This is a genomic window from Candidatus Nitrospira salsa, assembly GCF_965152625.1.
Genome location: NZ_CBCUCO010000004.1, coordinates 937,653 through 953,267, shown reverse-complemented (window position 1 = coordinate 953,267; position 15,615 = coordinate 937,653). Strand labels below are relative to the sequence as shown.

Sequence of the window (15,615 nt, the reverse complement as noted above, 5' to 3'; positions counted from 1 at the left end):
TAGAGAAAAAATAGTATAAAGATTAGAGGGCTAAAATTCTGTAGACTGGCTCACGATAGATGAAACTCCATGGCTTCCTTTGGTCATCCTTAAATGCCGTCAAAAGGCTTTTGTGTGTGAGTTCTAAGGTGAGCCAGCCTGGGCGAGACGAAAACCAATGGTGAAGCTGCGGTTGGCGGAGTAGGACCCGCCACGGTAGGACGTCCAAAGGGACACCGGTCTGCCGTCCCAGGAACCGCCGCGAATCACGCGCTGGGTACAATCCCCGCTATCTACTTCTAACCAAGCAGAACCGTCTACTGGACCCCCTTTATATGTAACGTGTAGGCAGTCCTCTACCCATTCCCAGACATTCCCGCTCACATCTTTCAACCCAAAACTATTCGCTTCTTTCGAACCAACTACCGCAGTCCGATTGCCAGAATTAGCTTGATAGATCGCATACTCCGAGAGTTGATCTTCATCAGAGGTTCCCGCCCAGACCTCTTGCTTATCGCCACTACGCGCGACATATTCCCATTCAGATTCCGTTGGCAATCGGAAACGCTTGTTGGTCGCCTCGGATAACCATTCAGTATAGGCTTTGGCATCTTCCCACGACACATTGATGACCGGGCGCAAACCACGCCCCCATCGTTGATCATTCGGAAGTGCTCGTCCAGTCGCAATCGCAAACTTATCATATTCCTCAAACGTCACTTCATATTGACCCATTGAAAATGCTGGAATCGTGACCGTCCGAACAGGGTTGCGCCAGGCCTCACCCAATCCTTCCACATCACCCTGTCGAAAGATTCCAGTAGGGATTGAAACCATTGTCGGGTCCACGTGAATGCTCACGACTAACGATTGAACTTTTAGAAGGGCCTGATCCAGATTATAGCCTTTTTGCCAAAGCCATGAGATCCCCCCAAGTACAAGAAATATTGACAAACCTGCCACTATCCGAAGCTGTCTGGCGATCCTACTGGCCTGAAGAAATTCTCGTGTGAGGGCACTATCCGTTCCACCTGCTTTCTGAAAGTCTTTGTATTCTCCACCGGTGGCCAACCCGCTGAACCAGGGCTTCTTCATGTCTTCCCATTTCTGCGCACGACTCTCTAACAGCGTTCGATCCACAAGTGCTTTCTTGTTCTTTTCAACATACTCCTTCAACGCTGGCCACGCTTCAAAGAGCTTTTCATGGCTGATGGAAACCGTAGCGGCCTCGCTCTCACCTTCCGTGCGGAGAAGACGTTCTCCAATCAGCAGGTCTACGACTTCTCCTACATCCCCTGCGAACTCGGATTTCAGTTGACGATTTCTCGTGGGTACACCTTCTTCCTTCTGGACTTTTGCCAGGGTCTGGAAGATTTTCGGCAACACGGCTTGTGCTTTGACGCCCACAGACTGCCGAATTTTTTCTTCTACGGCTTTGACATGTTCCCCGATCGCTCCTGCGACACCACCGAGATTCTGGTACACCACTTCACTCAACTCGTGATCGGATCGTTTCTTAAAGAGCTGTTCTAGGACAAAGGCCAGCAATGGCAGATTGGCAGAATTGGCCTCCGTATCATGAATGAGTCGACTTGAAAAGGTTTCTGAAATCGAGAGGCCTGCGGCTTCTGCTGGCTTCATGATCATATCTTGCATCATGAAGGGTTCCACTCGCCCGAGGGCATAGTGCCCTTTCCCATTCAATATTTTCACCATTTCTGGATGTCGATGACAGTAGTGCAGGTGATCGCTTCGAATGGTGGCAACTACTCGCAAGGTCTGTTCTTGGACTGCGTGATATCCTGCGCCGTAAACAATTCCTCCATTTGATCGATGAAGAGCACGAGATGTTGGCGAGCAGTCCCATCTTTGATGATGCTCCTGAGATATCCCATGAGTTTGCTTGGATCTTGTGCGAGATCATTGGCAATGGCGTCTGGACTTAGCCCTGCACGCGAGGCCATCGAACCAAGCCCAGCCATCAAAGAGGTGAACGGGTGAGCAGTCTGACTCGGCACCATCCGCACCGTTGCACAACTCTCATCGACTGACAATCCATTCTCCTCTAATTGAGGAAGAATACCCGCATCAACCACCGACGACTTGCCAACCCCTGAGTCTCCGCTAATGATCATGAACCGCCCTTCGGGACTTCGAAGACGATCTAGAATTTCGCGAATGTCTGCGTCCCGTCCAAAAAATACTGATGCATATTTGCGGGTAAAATGCAGGAGCCCAGGATAGGGCGAGCCCTTCTCTTCAATATCCCAGGTAACTTCCGGCGGCTGTTGAGTTGTGTCAGGATTTTCTGGGCTGCCGTTTTGCGATTCTTCCAGGAGCCTCGTCACCGCAGACTGAACCTGACTGGCCAGTTGATGGGGCTCCGAAAAAAAACTCACCATCTTTTCCGTCAACAAGTACTCCCGTAATTGATTAATAGGCTGGCCCTTCAATGCATCGATGAATTTCGGAGGCCACGGCACCTCTTCACTCACCGCAAACGTCAGGCAGGGTTTACCGAGTCGCTCAGCTTGCCGAAGCTCAAGTTCGGTAATAGACGCTCCGTCAGGATTATCATGTTCCACTGGTGGTACATAGCCGTATCGAAACCCAAACAGTCCCACATAGATGTCAACTTTCCCTATATCCTCAAGGCATTTTTTCATGGGACGCTGATCTTTCGCGACATACTCCTCCATCGCAATGACATTGTGACCGGATTGACGCAACGCCTCAAACACCACACGGCGATAGTCCTTCAAATCTTCGAATGTGGAAGAGAGATAAATGGTGGCCATGGCTAATTCAGTCGATTAAATATTCACCCGCTGAAATTCACATACCAGGCAGACGTTGTACAACGCACGTATCCTGCATAGACTGAAAATTTTGTCAACAGTTGCAATGGAACAGGTGGGGGTTGAAGCTCATGCTGTATGAATGATGAAGTGTTCGATGGCTGTAATATCTTTACCCTCCACTCAGTCCTCTCCCTTCTATAGCGAAACGAGTAATGTATCGTTGGATACGATAGTTCTCTGACCTAAGCATGACTTATGGACAATCTCTACTGAAGGCTCACACCCCTTAATGATTACCTTACAAACATCCAAGCTGACACAGCGCGACAGCACACCACAGAATTGCGAATGTTCATTGGTACGGCTATAGGGAGAGGATGAGAGGGGGATACAAACCGGCAAGAAAAATTATCGAGAGAAGCGGTATTCTCTCTGATTTATATATGATCGTTGAAAAAACAACTGGTACCTAAAACTTACGAACTTGCCGTTTTTTGTCCAATGCGAAAGATGACGAATTCCGCTGGCCTCACTGGCGCTATTCCAATTTGGCAGATGAGACGACCATTGTCGATGTCATTCTGCGTCATGGTGGTGCGATCGCATTTCACAAAGAAGGCTTCTTCTGATTTTTTCCCTAGCAGTGCGCCTTGCCTCCACTGACTACTCAGAAAGTTTTCGATCGACATTCTGACCCTCGCCCATAAGGATTCATTATTTGGCTCAAACACTACCCATTGCGTACCTTTTGCGACAGACTCTTCGACAAACACGGCCAATCGTCGGACGGGGACATATTTCCATTCGGGATCACTCGATGTCGTCCGCGCACCCCAGACGCGAATGCCCCTTCCTGAGAACGCGCGGATGGCATTCACGCCTCGACGAGTCAATAACTGCAATTCCGCACTGTTGACCTGAACCGGCAAATCCAAAGCACCTCGTAGCACTTCGTTCGCTGGAGCCTTATGCACACCCTTGTTCAGATCCGTGCGGGCATAAACCCCAGCTATATGTCCGCAAGGCGGAACAAGTTTCTTTCGTCCAGTCTTGGGATCGCGATTGTTGATCCATGGCCAATACATCGCGGCATAGGAAGAAGCGACAGGCGGACGCAAGGATCGTGGCGACATTGTCTTTGCCGCACTCAAGATCGCAAAGCGATCCTTCATTTTTTCACAATGGGCGACGAGGCTTTCCGATAGTCCACCTACATCATGCTCATTCGGGGCACACAGAAGAGAGACTTCGTCCATACCTTCCAATGCGCGCAACCCTCGTGGAGTTCCAGATTTTCCACTCACATTACCCTGATAATCGGCTAGCGTGAGCTCACGACCCTTCTTGCCCACGACACGCGTGACCACACATCGCGTCCCTCCGTTCAGAAAGAATCCGTGAACCGCAGCGGGCAAATAGGATTTCGACCTTTTCCCATTACTTTGAAATTCTAGGCGGCCAAATATTTTCAAGAACTGCTCATAGCTTGTGATGACCGTTGGAACAGATGGACCACGCTCGGATTCGCCGATGAATCCGACGGTCGAGGTGCTGACGCCACTAATTGTTTTTATTCTCAGTGATACGTCTTTAATGTGGATTCCTGGCGCAACATATTTGGGCATGCGTGTGACTCCAGATTGGTGGAATTCGGTTATAGGCAAACGATTGCCTCCAAGAACACATCGTCATGATTTAAGATTCTCATCTATCCTGCACAGCGTAATAACTTTGTCAACATTGAAACGGAACCGGAGTGTGTGACGAGTGCAGAAAAAGGAAGTTATGTACACTGACATACTTCTTTTCTTGAGGTACCATTGATGTATGGGAGTGAATATGTTTCGGCATATCTTGGTTATTAGCTTTCTGTGTATCATTTCACCGAGTAGCATTTCTGCCAAGGAAGCTGAGAAGGTATGGCCTCTTCACGAAAATGAGTTGTACCAGTATTCCGTTTCCTTATTAGGCATTCCTGCCGGCACAGGGACGCTTCAAGCCAGGCATGAGATGCCCCCTCTGGGACAACCACGCCTTCGGCTGATGTCCACCGCACAGTCGAATGATTTTATTTCATTGTTTTTTCCCGTGAATAATCTGGTTGATTCGACTCTTGATGCGGATACATTATTACCGCAGCACTTTATTTTTCAGCGGCGAGAAGGGAATGATCATGAAGACTTCGACGTGACATTTGATCATGACATGCATGAAGCCGCGATCATCAAGAATGGGCAATTGAGTACGATGCCCATTTCTTCTCAGACACATGGCCCGCTATCGTTCCTTTATTACGTGCGAAACCTTCAACGACTGGATCCTGGACGTTCGATTCAATTACATGTCCACCATGACAAAAAGAATTATGAGATTGAAGTGAAGGTCGAGGAGATTGAAGAATTACCTGGCCCGTGGGGAGAGGTCGAAGCCATTCGATTCGAAGCCGTCATGCCGTTTCGTGGAATCTTTGCCAACCAGGGAAGTTTTCATTTTTGGTTGACCAACGATCACTCCCGCGTCCCGCTCATGATGCAAGCCAAAGTTATTGTTGGGTCTGTGAAGGCTGTGCTGGAAGGGTGGACGCCTTAAACACGTGACGCTCAAATTTGAATGTGCTACTTGACCAAGGTCGTGACCCAGATTGGGTTAGCCCCCGTTTTGTATTGTGTGATTTTCTCTAACTCACCAGTATCGGGATGAATCTGATAGACGCCGAGCTTGGCATCGCCTTTTCCTGCCACATAGAGATATTTTCCGGACTGACTAATACAGAATGAACGAGGCACATGTTCACTCGGGAAATGCTTGATGAGGCTCAAGTGTCCATTCTTTGGATCAATGCGAAATCCAATAATGCTATCGCGCTTGTTCTTATCATCGCGGTTTGAGATATAAAGGAATTGATTGTCTGGGGTAATGTGCAGGTCTGCCATCGTAATACTTTTCACATGATCGTTGGTCGTCACTATATTTTCCAGGAGGTTCAGAACACCATTTTCCGGATTCCATTCCCATGTCGCAACACCGGGATTCATTCGTTCTTGGGTGGTATAGGCAATATTTAGCTTACGGTTAAAGACAAGATGGCGAGGCTGACGTGCATCGATTTTTGGCCCACGGGCGAACGCCGGATTATTGAACGCGACTCTCCCGGTCTTCTCATCGAATGTCATCTGAAATACTTTATTGGGACCAGTTGCCGGGACAAGAATATAGTGATTATTTTTTGAAAACACTGTGGAATGCGCCTGTTGTTCTAAGGTGAATTCTTGAACGGTCTCTCCTTCATACACCCCCTTCGTCAACTTCCAGACTGACATTTTCCCTTTGCCATAATGACTCCCGATGAGATACTGGCCGGTGGCATCGGCCTGTACATATTCAGAGGGCATGTTGATTGCTGATTTCTGTTGAAATGTCAGCTTCCCATCATTGCCAATTGTGTATGTCGCGATGAACTGCTGCCTCTTTGAACGTGGCGTCTGTATCACGACATAAAGGAAGGAGTGATCAGGAGAAAAGGCGATAGGTCCGGTGCCATCGAGCTTTACAGTTTGATAGTCACGTAATGTGCCCGTGTCTTGATCAATGGCTTTCACGGTAATGGTATTCCCCGAAGCCAGATAGAGATATTCAGTTGCAAAAGTCTGATACGGGAGGCTCATGAAAACCATCAATACAAGAATGCGTTTTAAGAGGGTCATCATCATCCCTTTTTGAATGAGGTCATGTTTTGTGACAACACGTATTCTATTTCCCTGCAAGTAACAAGTGACACTGTCGCTTAATGTGACGTTATTCATTCAGTCGAACATGACAAACCCTTTCTCATGAAATAGCGGGTAAAATCGACTCCATTGAGATTTGTAGATTCGATATTTATCACTTCAAACCCAAACTTTATAAACAGTGGTTTAGAAAATTCAGACGCGTGCGTGGTAAGTACACCAATATCTGCCAATTCCGCTTCTGCGAATAAGTGAGTCAGAAGTGCTGAGGCAATCCCCTGGCGCATAGAGCCAGGTTCAACAAAGATTGATGATATTCGGCCAGTTTTTTCAAGCCCGCCAAATCCGACCAGCTCGGAATTCTCTGCAAGTGCTACAAATGTTGAAGCCTGTTGGACCCATCGTTTGAATTTGGCTTTGTCGTCAGGGTAACTCGCCCAGGCTGCAATTTGCTCAGGAGAATAGTATTCTTTTCCAATCGCCCGTATCGCCGACTGATATACATGGCTCATCGAAATGATGTCTTTTTCTTCGGCTTGCTGTATCAGCCATGTCCCCACGTCGCCCGCTTCATTCTCTAAATTTTTCAATATTCAGAAGCACTATAGCGAATCCAAGTGAGTTCCAGCTGAGGCATATCAACTAATCTCGCGCAAATACCCACTTCAAACATGCGGAAGTTATTTGAACCGGCTATAGAAAAGCAAGGCCAGGCTTTAGACATCAGCATTGCAAGCAAGGCTGCACAGGATATGTCACGAAGAAAATATTTCCGCCTGACTGACAAGGCTACGGATACAACGTGTAGAGCATCCGAGGGAAGGGAATGGTTTCGCGCACATGCTCTAACCCGCACACCCATGCCACCACCCGTTCGATCCCCATACCAAATCCGGCATGCGGGACTGAGCCATACTTCCGGAGATCGAGATACCAGCGAAAGGCTTCTTCCGGAAGTTGATGTTCTTTAATTCTCGCGAGCAACTTATCGTAATCGTGAATTCGTTGTCCGCCCCCGATGATTTCACCGTATCCTTCCGGAGCTAACACATCCATACAGAGTGCAAGGTTTGGGGCTTCAGGATCAGACTCCATATAAAACGCTTTGATCGAGGCTGGATACCGATGGACAATCACCGGCTTGTCAAATGATGAGGCTAAGACCGTTTCATCATCGCCACCAAAGTCATCGCCAAATTCAATGGAAACGCCTTTTTCTTTTAATAACTTGATGGCGTCTTCATACGTGACACGAGGTAATGGCGACACCACGGCCTCTAATTTTGAAATATCCCGTTCCAAGATCGTTAATTCATTGCGGCGACGATCCAAGACACGCTCAATCACCATCTTCAGCAATCCCTCAGCTAAGTCCATCGCATCGGAAAGTTCCGCAAAGGCCATTTCCGGTTCCACCATCCAAAACTCCATCAAATGCCGTCGCGTTTTGGATTTCTCTGCACGAAAGGTCGGGCCAAAGCAATACACGTTTCCAAAGGCTGCCGCCGAGGCTTCACTATACAGTTGCCCACTTTGCGCAAGATAGGCCGTTTGATCAAAGTATTGCGTTTGAAATAAGGTCGTCGTCCCTTCACACGCATTCGGCGTAAAGATCGGCGTATCGATCAAGGTAAAATCTCGATCATCAAAAAAGTCTCGACAGGCACGTATGATTTCATGCCGGATCCGAAGCACGGCATGTTGCCGTTTCGAACGAAGCCACAGATGCCGGTGTTCCATCAGAAATCCGACGCTGTGTTCTTTGGGTTGGATGGGAAACGGTTCGGCTAACTGAACGATGGTGATGGTCACCACATCTAACTCATAGCCACTGGACGCTCGGGGTTCTGCTCGCGGAATGCCGGTAATGACGACGGAGGATTCTTGAGTCAATTGGGCCGATCGCTCAAAATATTCTGGCTCGACAGTCGCTTTATTGACCACGGCTTGCAATTCTCCCGACCCGTCCCTGATCACAAGAAAATGGATTTTGCCGCTTGAGCGACGCTGCCGTAACCAGCCGCAAATCGTCACTTCTTGTCCAACAGCATCGGCAATATGTTCAATGGCAATACGAGGGAGATTCGGCATATTTTTCACTAGGTTATGAATTATTGTTGTTCATGATCAGTGAGCGACCTGAATAGAATCCTCAGCCGACTCTTTCCGTTGACAGCGTAGAAAGAGTAGGGATATCATAATCTTCTATTCTAATGGAGGTGCCTACAGATGAGCTATACCATGACTGTTCGAGAACTCAAAGATCGACTTGATAAAGGTGACGATCTCTTTATTTTGGATGTCCGTGAACCTCACGAATATTCCATGGCCAAGATCGATGGGTCGGTCTTGATTCCACTTGGAACGCTTCCGACTTCCCTTGAACAACTTGACCCCAATAAAGAAATCGTTGCTCTCTGTCACAAAGGCATGCGAAGCGCCGATGCCATGGGCTTCTTGCTTCAGCAAGGCTTTTCAAACGTCAAGAATCTTGTCGGCGGCATTGATGCCTGGTCCGTCGAAATTGACCAATCGGTTCCTCGATATTAGTCTGTCGGAATATATTTCGTGAAGCGTCGTTCGTATTTCGTGTAAGAGAAGTCGTCATTTAGAATGTACGGACAACGAAATACGAGCGACAACCCATGCATCCCTTCTCACGATTTAAAATATTCGACCGTTTGTGAGAGCCCCTCTGATAGGGTCACATGAGCATCCCAGCCAAACTCTTCTCGCAGTTTCGTCACATCTAAGACACTCCGCAGTTGCTCGCCCTTTTTGGCAGGCCCGTAGAGATCTTTACATTCTGACTTGGTAAACTTCTTCAAGTGCTTATAACATTCGTTGACCGTTGTCTCTTGCCCTGTTCCAACATTATAGATGCCTTGAACCTCAAGAGGTAACGTGGCCATGATCGATTCAACGACATCATCAACGTACACAAAATCTCTTGTTTGCTTGCCTGTCCCATTGATGATGGGTTGGTCTCCCTTCAACATTTTTTTGGTAAAAATGGCAATAACCCCAGCCTCCCCTTCCGGTTCCTGTCTAGGGCCATAGACATTGCCAAAGCGAAGAGCCACATATCGAATGCCTTGTTCATGGGCGTAATACGCGAGATATTTTTCACCAGCCAATTTGCTAATACCATACGGAGAGAGTGGATCTGTTCGATGAGACTCTGAAGCCGGAAACACTTCTTGCTCTCCATACACCGCCCCTCCAGAAGAGGCGAATGTAATCTTTCTCACACCATGCTGCGTCGCATATTGCAATAGATTAATGGTTCCAAGAATATTGACTGAGGCGTCAAATGTTGGATCTTCTGTCGAGAGTCGAACATTCATTTGAGCGGCCAAATGGATGATCACCGTCGGACGCTGCGTGCGAAGCACCCGGTCAATACTTCGACTTTGAATATCCATTTTGTAGAGCTTAGCTTTCTTATTGACCTGTTTCCGCTTGCCTGAGGAAAGATTATCAACAACAGAAACTTGGTGGCCTTCTTGGATTAATCGATCCACGACATGAGAACCGATAAACCCCGCTCCGCCAGTCACTAGCACATTCATAGACATACAATCCCTCCAGACAGTTCATACCATTTCCAAATGCAGCAAAACCCCAAAAAATCTAACCCGATCTTTCTGACAACACGCAATGCGACAGAACCGATTCGTAGACGTGGCGCGGAACAGCTATCACTGGACTCTGGTCATTCACGAAAATTCAACAGCACTTTCCTCTTCACTCAATCACGTCTTCGCTTTTAAGGCAATGAGAATTTCCCTATTGCCTTTTCGGCCTAAGACAGGAGAATCCATAGTCCCTATTTCTAAGAATCCCAATGATTTCGAGAATATCAGTAGCTCATCTCTCACCAATAGTCGTTTGTTCTCATCACGAACAATGCCCCCGCGATCAACCTGTCCCCTTCCCACTTCAAACTGAGGTTTCAGCAGCATCACAACGGAGGCAGCCTTATCAAGAAACTTGACAACACTCGGCAACACGATCCGCAACGAAATAAATGACACGTCAATCACTGCCAGTTCAATTCGATCCGGAATTTCTTCTACTGGCAGGTATCGAATATTACATCGTTCATGAATGACGACCCGAGGGTCATTGCGAAGCTTCCAATCTAACTGTCCATACCCCACGTCAATCGCATAGACCCGCTTAGCCCCATGCTGCAGCAGACAATCCGTAAACCCACCGGTCGAGGAACCGACATCCATCGCAACCACGTCAGAACACTGAACGCCAAAGGCATTAATCGCGGCCACAAGCTTGTCGCCAGCCCGACTCACATAGGTCGTGGCCGGGAGGTCAAGAACAATCTCGACGGTTTCATCGACAAGCTTTGCTCGCTTATCTATCAAGACCCCCTCAACTTTCACGAGTCCAGCCAAGATATAGCGATGCGCCTGCTCACGGCTGTCGGCAAAGCCACGAGCAACCAACACATGGTCCAACCGCTGCTTTCTGACAATCTGGCTTGGAGAATTCATGAATTGTTCACTGAGCAAAATGGAGATAGTGAATCGATGGGATGCATAGAATCTGTGCGAACGAATTACGACGGCTCACCGGAGGATTCAGACGACATATCCCCCTCCGAGAAGGCTTGAATTCGTTTTTTTCCGTCCTTATCTTGCACAAGAATTTCCACTTTTCGTTCAGCATCATCAAGGACTTTCATGCAGGTTTTAGATAATTTGATACCTTCCTCAAAAATTTTCAAAGACTCATCTAATGGTAATTCACCACGCTCTAATTCCGTCACAATGGTTTCTAATCTTGCCAATGCCTGTTCAAATTTCTGCGCTGCCATGTCTTCCTCACCTTCCTCGCGTCAGGACTGAATCGTTTCCAGTGCTCAATGCTCTTATCCGCCTTCTCAATTTCATTTATGTGTTCTCACATAGGTTTCGTTCTAACAAATGTCACACGTTCTGATAGTTGAGGGGATGGCTCACGACCAGCGTGCCGGTTAAGAATGTACGTCTCAACACTCCTCCTTGATTTCTTCCACAAGACATTTTACCGTCCCATCAACGAATTTGGCTCTGACATAGTCTCCTACCGTCACATCACGAATACTTTTGACAATTTTTTTCCGACTCACATCCTCGACAATGCTATACCCTCGAGACAGCACTGTTAACGGGCTCAACGTCTGGAGCATGGCTATTTTGACGAAACTCTGGTGTCTCTTTTCTTTCACTATGCTCTGCATGCCTTGTATCGCCCTGATCCACAGTTGAGGAATAAGACGTTGCCCCGCTTGAGTCCGATGTTGTGGGGTATTCGCTGAAATTTGTGATGCAAGATAGGTTAACTCCTCACGAAGCCGTGCGTGAAAGTTTCTCACCATGTAGCCAAGGCGGGCTTCCATGTCATCTACTCGTTGCCCGTATCGATACAACCAAAGTACTGGATCGGGAAGGTCGGATCTGGCAGATTTCACCTTATGTCGATCCTGCGACAACCGATTTTGTATGCATCGTGTCAGTCGATTGCTCAGTTGCATGACTTGGAGAAGAAGGTCTTCAGCAGACGGAGCCACCATCTCTGCGGCTGCTGATGGGGTCGGCGCACGAAGGTCTGCAGCCATATCGGCTAGGGTCACATCGGTTTCATGACCTACCGCCGAAATCACCGGAGTTTTCGATTCGGCAATCGCTCGAACAACCACCTCTTCATTGAACGACCACAAATCCTCAAGCGACCCTCCGCCCCTCCCAACAATAACCACATCCACTTCAACCTGCGTGTTCATGGTATGTATAGCATGAGCTATTTGCTGAGCCGCGCCCACTCCTTGAACTAAGACAGGATGTATGATGATGGACATCATCGGACACCGTCGGTGGACAATATTCAAAATATCATATAGCGCTGCCCCATGACGGGACGTGATAATTCCAATTTTTGAAGGAAAAGACGGAATGGCTTGTTTTCGATGGCGATCGAATAGACCTTCTTCTTGCAATTTGGCTTTTAATTGTTCAAAGGCAAGCTGAAGAGATCCAATCCCTTTTGGTTCAACTGATTGGAGAATGAGTTGATAGTCGCCACGGAGTTCATAAGCGGTGACTCCTCCTCGGATGATGACTTCCAACCCCTCTTCAAGAGCAAAAGAAAGATGTTGCGCCACTCCGCGAAAAAGCACGACTCGAATTTGACTCGACTGATCTTTAAGCGTGAAATACTGATGACCGGATGACGGTCGACGAAGGTTGGAAATCTGCCCCTCGACCCAAACCACAGGGAATTGGTCTTCCAGGGTGTTTCGGATCTGGCTGGTCAGTTCCGAAACGGTCAGAATGCGGGATAGGACGTTCTGCAACAACTCGCCCCTTATTCATGAACTTGCAATCGTTGAACACCGATCGCTTTACCGGTCATAGCATCTATTTCAATCAGTGCGGCTCTTAAGACGGCAGGACCTTGGGCTACCTCAAAACGCCTTGGCGTTTGCAAGAGAAATTTTTGAATCACGATATCCGCCTTCATCCCAATGACGGAATTTTGCGGACCCGTCATTCCAATGTCCGTCAAATAGGCGGTGCCTTTCGGGAGAATCTGTTCATCGGCTGTTTGAACATGAGTATGCGTTCCGACCACAGCTGAAACCTTTCCATCCAGAAAATGGCCCATCGCCATTTTCTCGGATGTTGTTTCAGCATGCATATCCACAATAATAGCCTGCGTCTGCTCTCTCAAGCTCGCCACTTCACGTTCGGCGACGCGAAACGGGCAATCAAGAATCGGCATAAATACTCTCCCCATGAGTTGGAGAATGCCGAGCGATTCACCCGAAGCCGTTTCAATAACCATTGCCCCCCGACCGGGAACCCCATCAGGGTAGTTCGCTGGTCGAAGGACACGTGAATCTTTCTGTATGAAATCAATCGCTTCCTTTTTATCCCATGCATGGTTCCCGAGCGTAATAACCGCAAGACCTAAGTCAAATAAGTCGCTGGCGATGTCTGGCGTAATCCCAAAACCTCCTGCGGCATTTTCCCCATTGCCGATAACCAAATCGACTTGGTGTTGCGCAATGACTTTATGCAGACGCTTCATCATCACGCGCCGACCAGGCTCTCCCACTATATCGCCAACAAAGAGAATGTTCATAGAGAGACGACCACTATCCGTTACTTCGCAAACTCAATAAATCGATTTTCCCGAATGACCGTGATTTTAATTTGCCCAGGATATGTCATTTCCTGCTCAATTTTTTTGGCCAACTCACGAGAAAGTGTGAAGGCTTCGGTATCATTCAACTCTCCCTGACGTACAACAACACGAATCTCCCGACCAGCTTGAATGGCATAGGCCTTATCAACGCCATTAAATCCGGTGGCTAGCGACTCTAGCTTTTCAAGCCGTTTGACATAGGCTTCGAGCGTTTCACGGCGAGCGCCAGGTCGAGCCGCGGACAACGCTTCGGCAGCAGCAACCAGCACTGATTCAGGGCAAATGGGTTCGACCTGTTCATGGTGTGCAGCAATGGCATTGATAATTTTCTCAGATTCGCCAAATTTTTTGGCCATTTCAGCACCCAGCATGGCATGCGTCCCTTCTTCTTCATGACTGACCACTTTACCAATGTCATGAAGGAGTGCTCCGCGTTTGGCTAATTTCACATCAAGCCCAAGCTCGGAAGCCATAATCCCGCAAATATAGGCTGCCTCACGTGCATGATAGAGATTATTCTGTCCATAACTGGTTCGATATTTTAAACGCCCCAAGAGTTTCACGATTTCCGGATGGAAGTCGGATAGCCCCACTTCAAAGATGACCTTTTCTGCCTCTTCTCGCATGATTTTGTCCAAATCACCTTTCACCTTTTCAACGACTTCTTCAATACGGGTTGGGTGAATTCGCCCATCCTGCATTAATCGCTCAAGAGCAATTTTGGCAATTTCACGACGTAGGGGATCAAACCCAGACACAATAACGGCTTCCGGGGTTTCATCAATAATCAAATCAACTCCAGTCGCCGCTTCCAATGCCCTGATATTTCTCCCCTCACGACCAATAATTCTCCCTTTCATCCCATCACTGGCAAGTGGAACGACGGAAATAGTCGCTTCATTGACATAGTCCCGGGTAATACGCTGAATGGATCGCGTGACCATTTCAAGCGCTTCTTTGTCCGCATTCTCGCGAGATTCATCCAGTATTCGCTTACTAATGAGCGCCGCGTCCAATCTGGCTTCGCTTTCAATTTCACTCAAAAGTTGACGTTTGGCTTCTTCCACCGTCATACCGGCCACTCGTTCAAGCGCCTGACGATGCTCTTGGACTGCTTGGTCACAGGCCGCTTCTTTGCTCGCAATGCCCTCTTCTTTCTGTATGAGCATTTTTTCTCGTCGCCGAGATTCCTCCTCTCTTTTTTCTAGGTTTCCATACTTGCGATCAAGGCCCTCTTCACGTTGAAGCAGTTTTTTCTCAGTTACCTGAAATTCTGAACGTATTTCTTTTTCCCGCCGTTGAATATCAGACTTGGCCTGAAACAGCAGGTCCTTGGCTTCAAGTTTGGCATCTTTAATGAGACGCTCCGCATCTTGTTCGGCATTCTGTGCGAGCTGCCGTGTCTGCTCTTCGACTTCAGAACGTTTTGATTCATCCTTGTTTCGTTGCATGACCCCGTTCAAAATAAAACCCAGGGCCAATGCCAGGACGCCAACAAGAACTGAAATTGTGATCGTAGTAAAAATGGCAGCCACCCCCTTCCATACTATCCACACTCTAGAGTGGTGGAGTCGTGTGAACGAACACTACGTATAGTAGTGACCGGCTCAACACGAGAGAATTGTTGTAGAGGAACTGCTAAAAATAAGGCTGTGCTGGAAAGACTGGCCGTGAAAGAGAAGGTTTCGGAGAATGTGTGCTGCGAAAACGTATCCGAGAAAAAGGCCTATCTCGCAGAAAGTCATCAGGATGACTTGATTTATTGACAGGAATGGGTGAATGGGAAAGATTCTGCAGAGGAAAAACGAGTTGATGACGAGGAATAGCTTTTAATCTTAAATACTTCGTCGACGACTCATTTCTCAACTGAGTTACGATATTCTTCAGGTTGGATACGT

14 protein-coding genes are annotated in these 15,615 nt (G+C 47.8%); 2 read left to right on the top strand and 12 right to left on the bottom strand.

Features of this window, described 5'->3' with window-relative positions; all coding sequences use genetic code 11:
* Positions 1-123 precede the first annotated feature (123 nt).
* From ACWQXP_RS18385 to ACWQXP_RS18375, 3 genes are all read right to left on the bottom strand, one after another.
* Entirely contained in the window at positions 124-1,755 is a 1,632-nt protein-coding gene (locus ACWQXP_RS18385; protein WP_454064312.1) for a formylglycine-generating enzyme family protein, read from the bottom strand.
* The gene (locus tag ACWQXP_RS18380) at positions 1,746-2,777 is read right to left on the bottom strand and encodes an nSTAND1 domain-containing NTPase (protein WP_454064311.1); all 1,032 of its coding nucleotides are present in this window, start codon (positions 2,775-2,777) and stop codon (positions 1,746-1,748) included. Before ACWQXP_RS18380 ends, ACWQXP_RS18385 begins: the two co-directional genes overlap by 10 nt.
* 479 nt (positions 2,778-3,256) lie before the next feature.
* A complete protein-coding gene (locus ACWQXP_RS18375; RefSeq protein ID WP_454064310.1) occupies positions 3,257-4,405 on the bottom strand; it encodes a phage tail sheath family protein in 1,149 nt (382 codons plus the stop codon).
* A 214-nt stretch (positions 4,406-4,619) separates the two neighbouring features.
* Here ACWQXP_RS18375 and ACWQXP_RS18370 point away from each other — a divergent pair, with 214 nt between their 5' ends.
* Positions 4,620-5,369 (top strand): DUF3108 domain-containing protein, encoded by a 750-nt coding sequence (locus tag ACWQXP_RS18370; RefSeq protein ID WP_454064309.1) that lies wholly within the window; start codon positions 4,620-4,622, stop codon positions 5,367-5,369.
* Between the two features lie 26 nt (positions 5,370-5,395).
* On the opposite strand, the gene ACWQXP_RS18365 is transcribed toward ACWQXP_RS18370, so the two are convergent.
* The 3 genes from ACWQXP_RS18365 to asnS all read right to left on the bottom strand — a co-directional run bounded on the left by ACWQXP_RS18365 (position 5,396) and on the right by asnS (position 8,599).
* Positions 5,396-6,445 (bottom strand): lactonase family protein, encoded by a 1,050-nt coding sequence (locus ACWQXP_RS18365; RefSeq protein WP_454064308.1) that lies wholly within the window; start codon positions 6,443-6,445, stop codon positions 5,396-5,398.
* Between the two features lie 134 nt (positions 6,446-6,579).
* On the bottom strand, positions 6,580-7,068 hold the full coding sequence (locus ACWQXP_RS18360) for a GNAT family N-acetyltransferase (RefSeq protein WP_454064307.1): 489 nt from the start codon (positions 7,066-7,068) through the stop codon (positions 6,580-6,582).
* A gap of 229 nt (positions 7,069-7,297) precedes the next feature.
* Positions 7,298-8,599, bottom strand: a complete 1,302-nt coding sequence (gene asnS / locus ACWQXP_RS18355; protein ID WP_454064306.1) for an asparagine--tRNA ligase — start codon at positions 8,597-8,599, stop codon at positions 7,298-7,300.
* 138 nt (positions 8,600-8,737) lie between these two features.
* Between asnS and ACWQXP_RS18350 the strand changes: the two genes are divergently transcribed.
* The gene (locus tag ACWQXP_RS18350; protein WP_454064305.1) at positions 8,738-9,058 is read left to right on the top strand and encodes a rhodanese-like domain-containing protein; all 321 of its coding nucleotides are present in this window, start codon (positions 8,738-8,740) and stop codon (positions 9,056-9,058) included.
* A gap of 107 nt (positions 9,059-9,165) precedes the next feature.
* Here ACWQXP_RS18350 and ACWQXP_RS18345 read toward each other — a convergent pair whose 3' ends face one another.
* From ACWQXP_RS18345 to rny, 6 genes are all read right to left on the bottom strand, one after another.
* On the bottom strand, positions 9,166-10,086 hold the full coding sequence (locus ACWQXP_RS18345) for an NAD-dependent epimerase/dehydratase family protein (protein WP_454064304.1): 921 nt from the start codon (positions 10,084-10,086) through the stop codon (positions 9,166-9,168).
* Positions 10,087-10,263: 177 nt separating this feature from the next.
* Positions 10,264-11,022, bottom strand: a complete 759-nt coding sequence (locus ACWQXP_RS18340; protein WP_454064303.1) for a TlyA family RNA methyltransferase — start codon at positions 11,020-11,022, stop codon at positions 10,264-10,266.
* Between the two features lie 65 nt (positions 11,023-11,087).
* The gene (xseB, locus tag ACWQXP_RS18335; protein WP_454064302.1) at positions 11,088-11,345 is read right to left on the bottom strand and encodes an exodeoxyribonuclease VII small subunit; all 258 of its coding nucleotides are present in this window, start codon (positions 11,343-11,345) and stop codon (positions 11,088-11,090) included.
* A 174-nt stretch (positions 11,346-11,519) separates the two neighbouring features.
* Positions 11,520-12,863, bottom strand: coding sequence for an exodeoxyribonuclease VII large subunit (xseA, locus tag ACWQXP_RS18330; RefSeq protein WP_454064301.1), 1,344 nt, complete (start codon positions 12,861-12,863; stop codon positions 11,520-11,522).
* A gap of 11 nt (positions 12,864-12,874) precedes the next feature.
* A complete protein-coding gene (locus tag ACWQXP_RS18325; protein WP_454064300.1) occupies positions 12,875-13,654 on the bottom strand; it encodes a TIGR00282 family metallophosphoesterase in 780 nt (259 codons plus the stop codon).
* A 20-nt stretch (positions 13,655-13,674) separates the two neighbouring features.
* Positions 13,675-15,252, bottom strand: a complete 1,578-nt coding sequence (gene rny, locus ACWQXP_RS18320) for a ribonuclease Y (RefSeq protein ID WP_454064299.1) — start codon at positions 15,250-15,252, stop codon at positions 13,675-13,677.
* Positions 15,253-15,615: the final 363 nt, after the last annotated feature.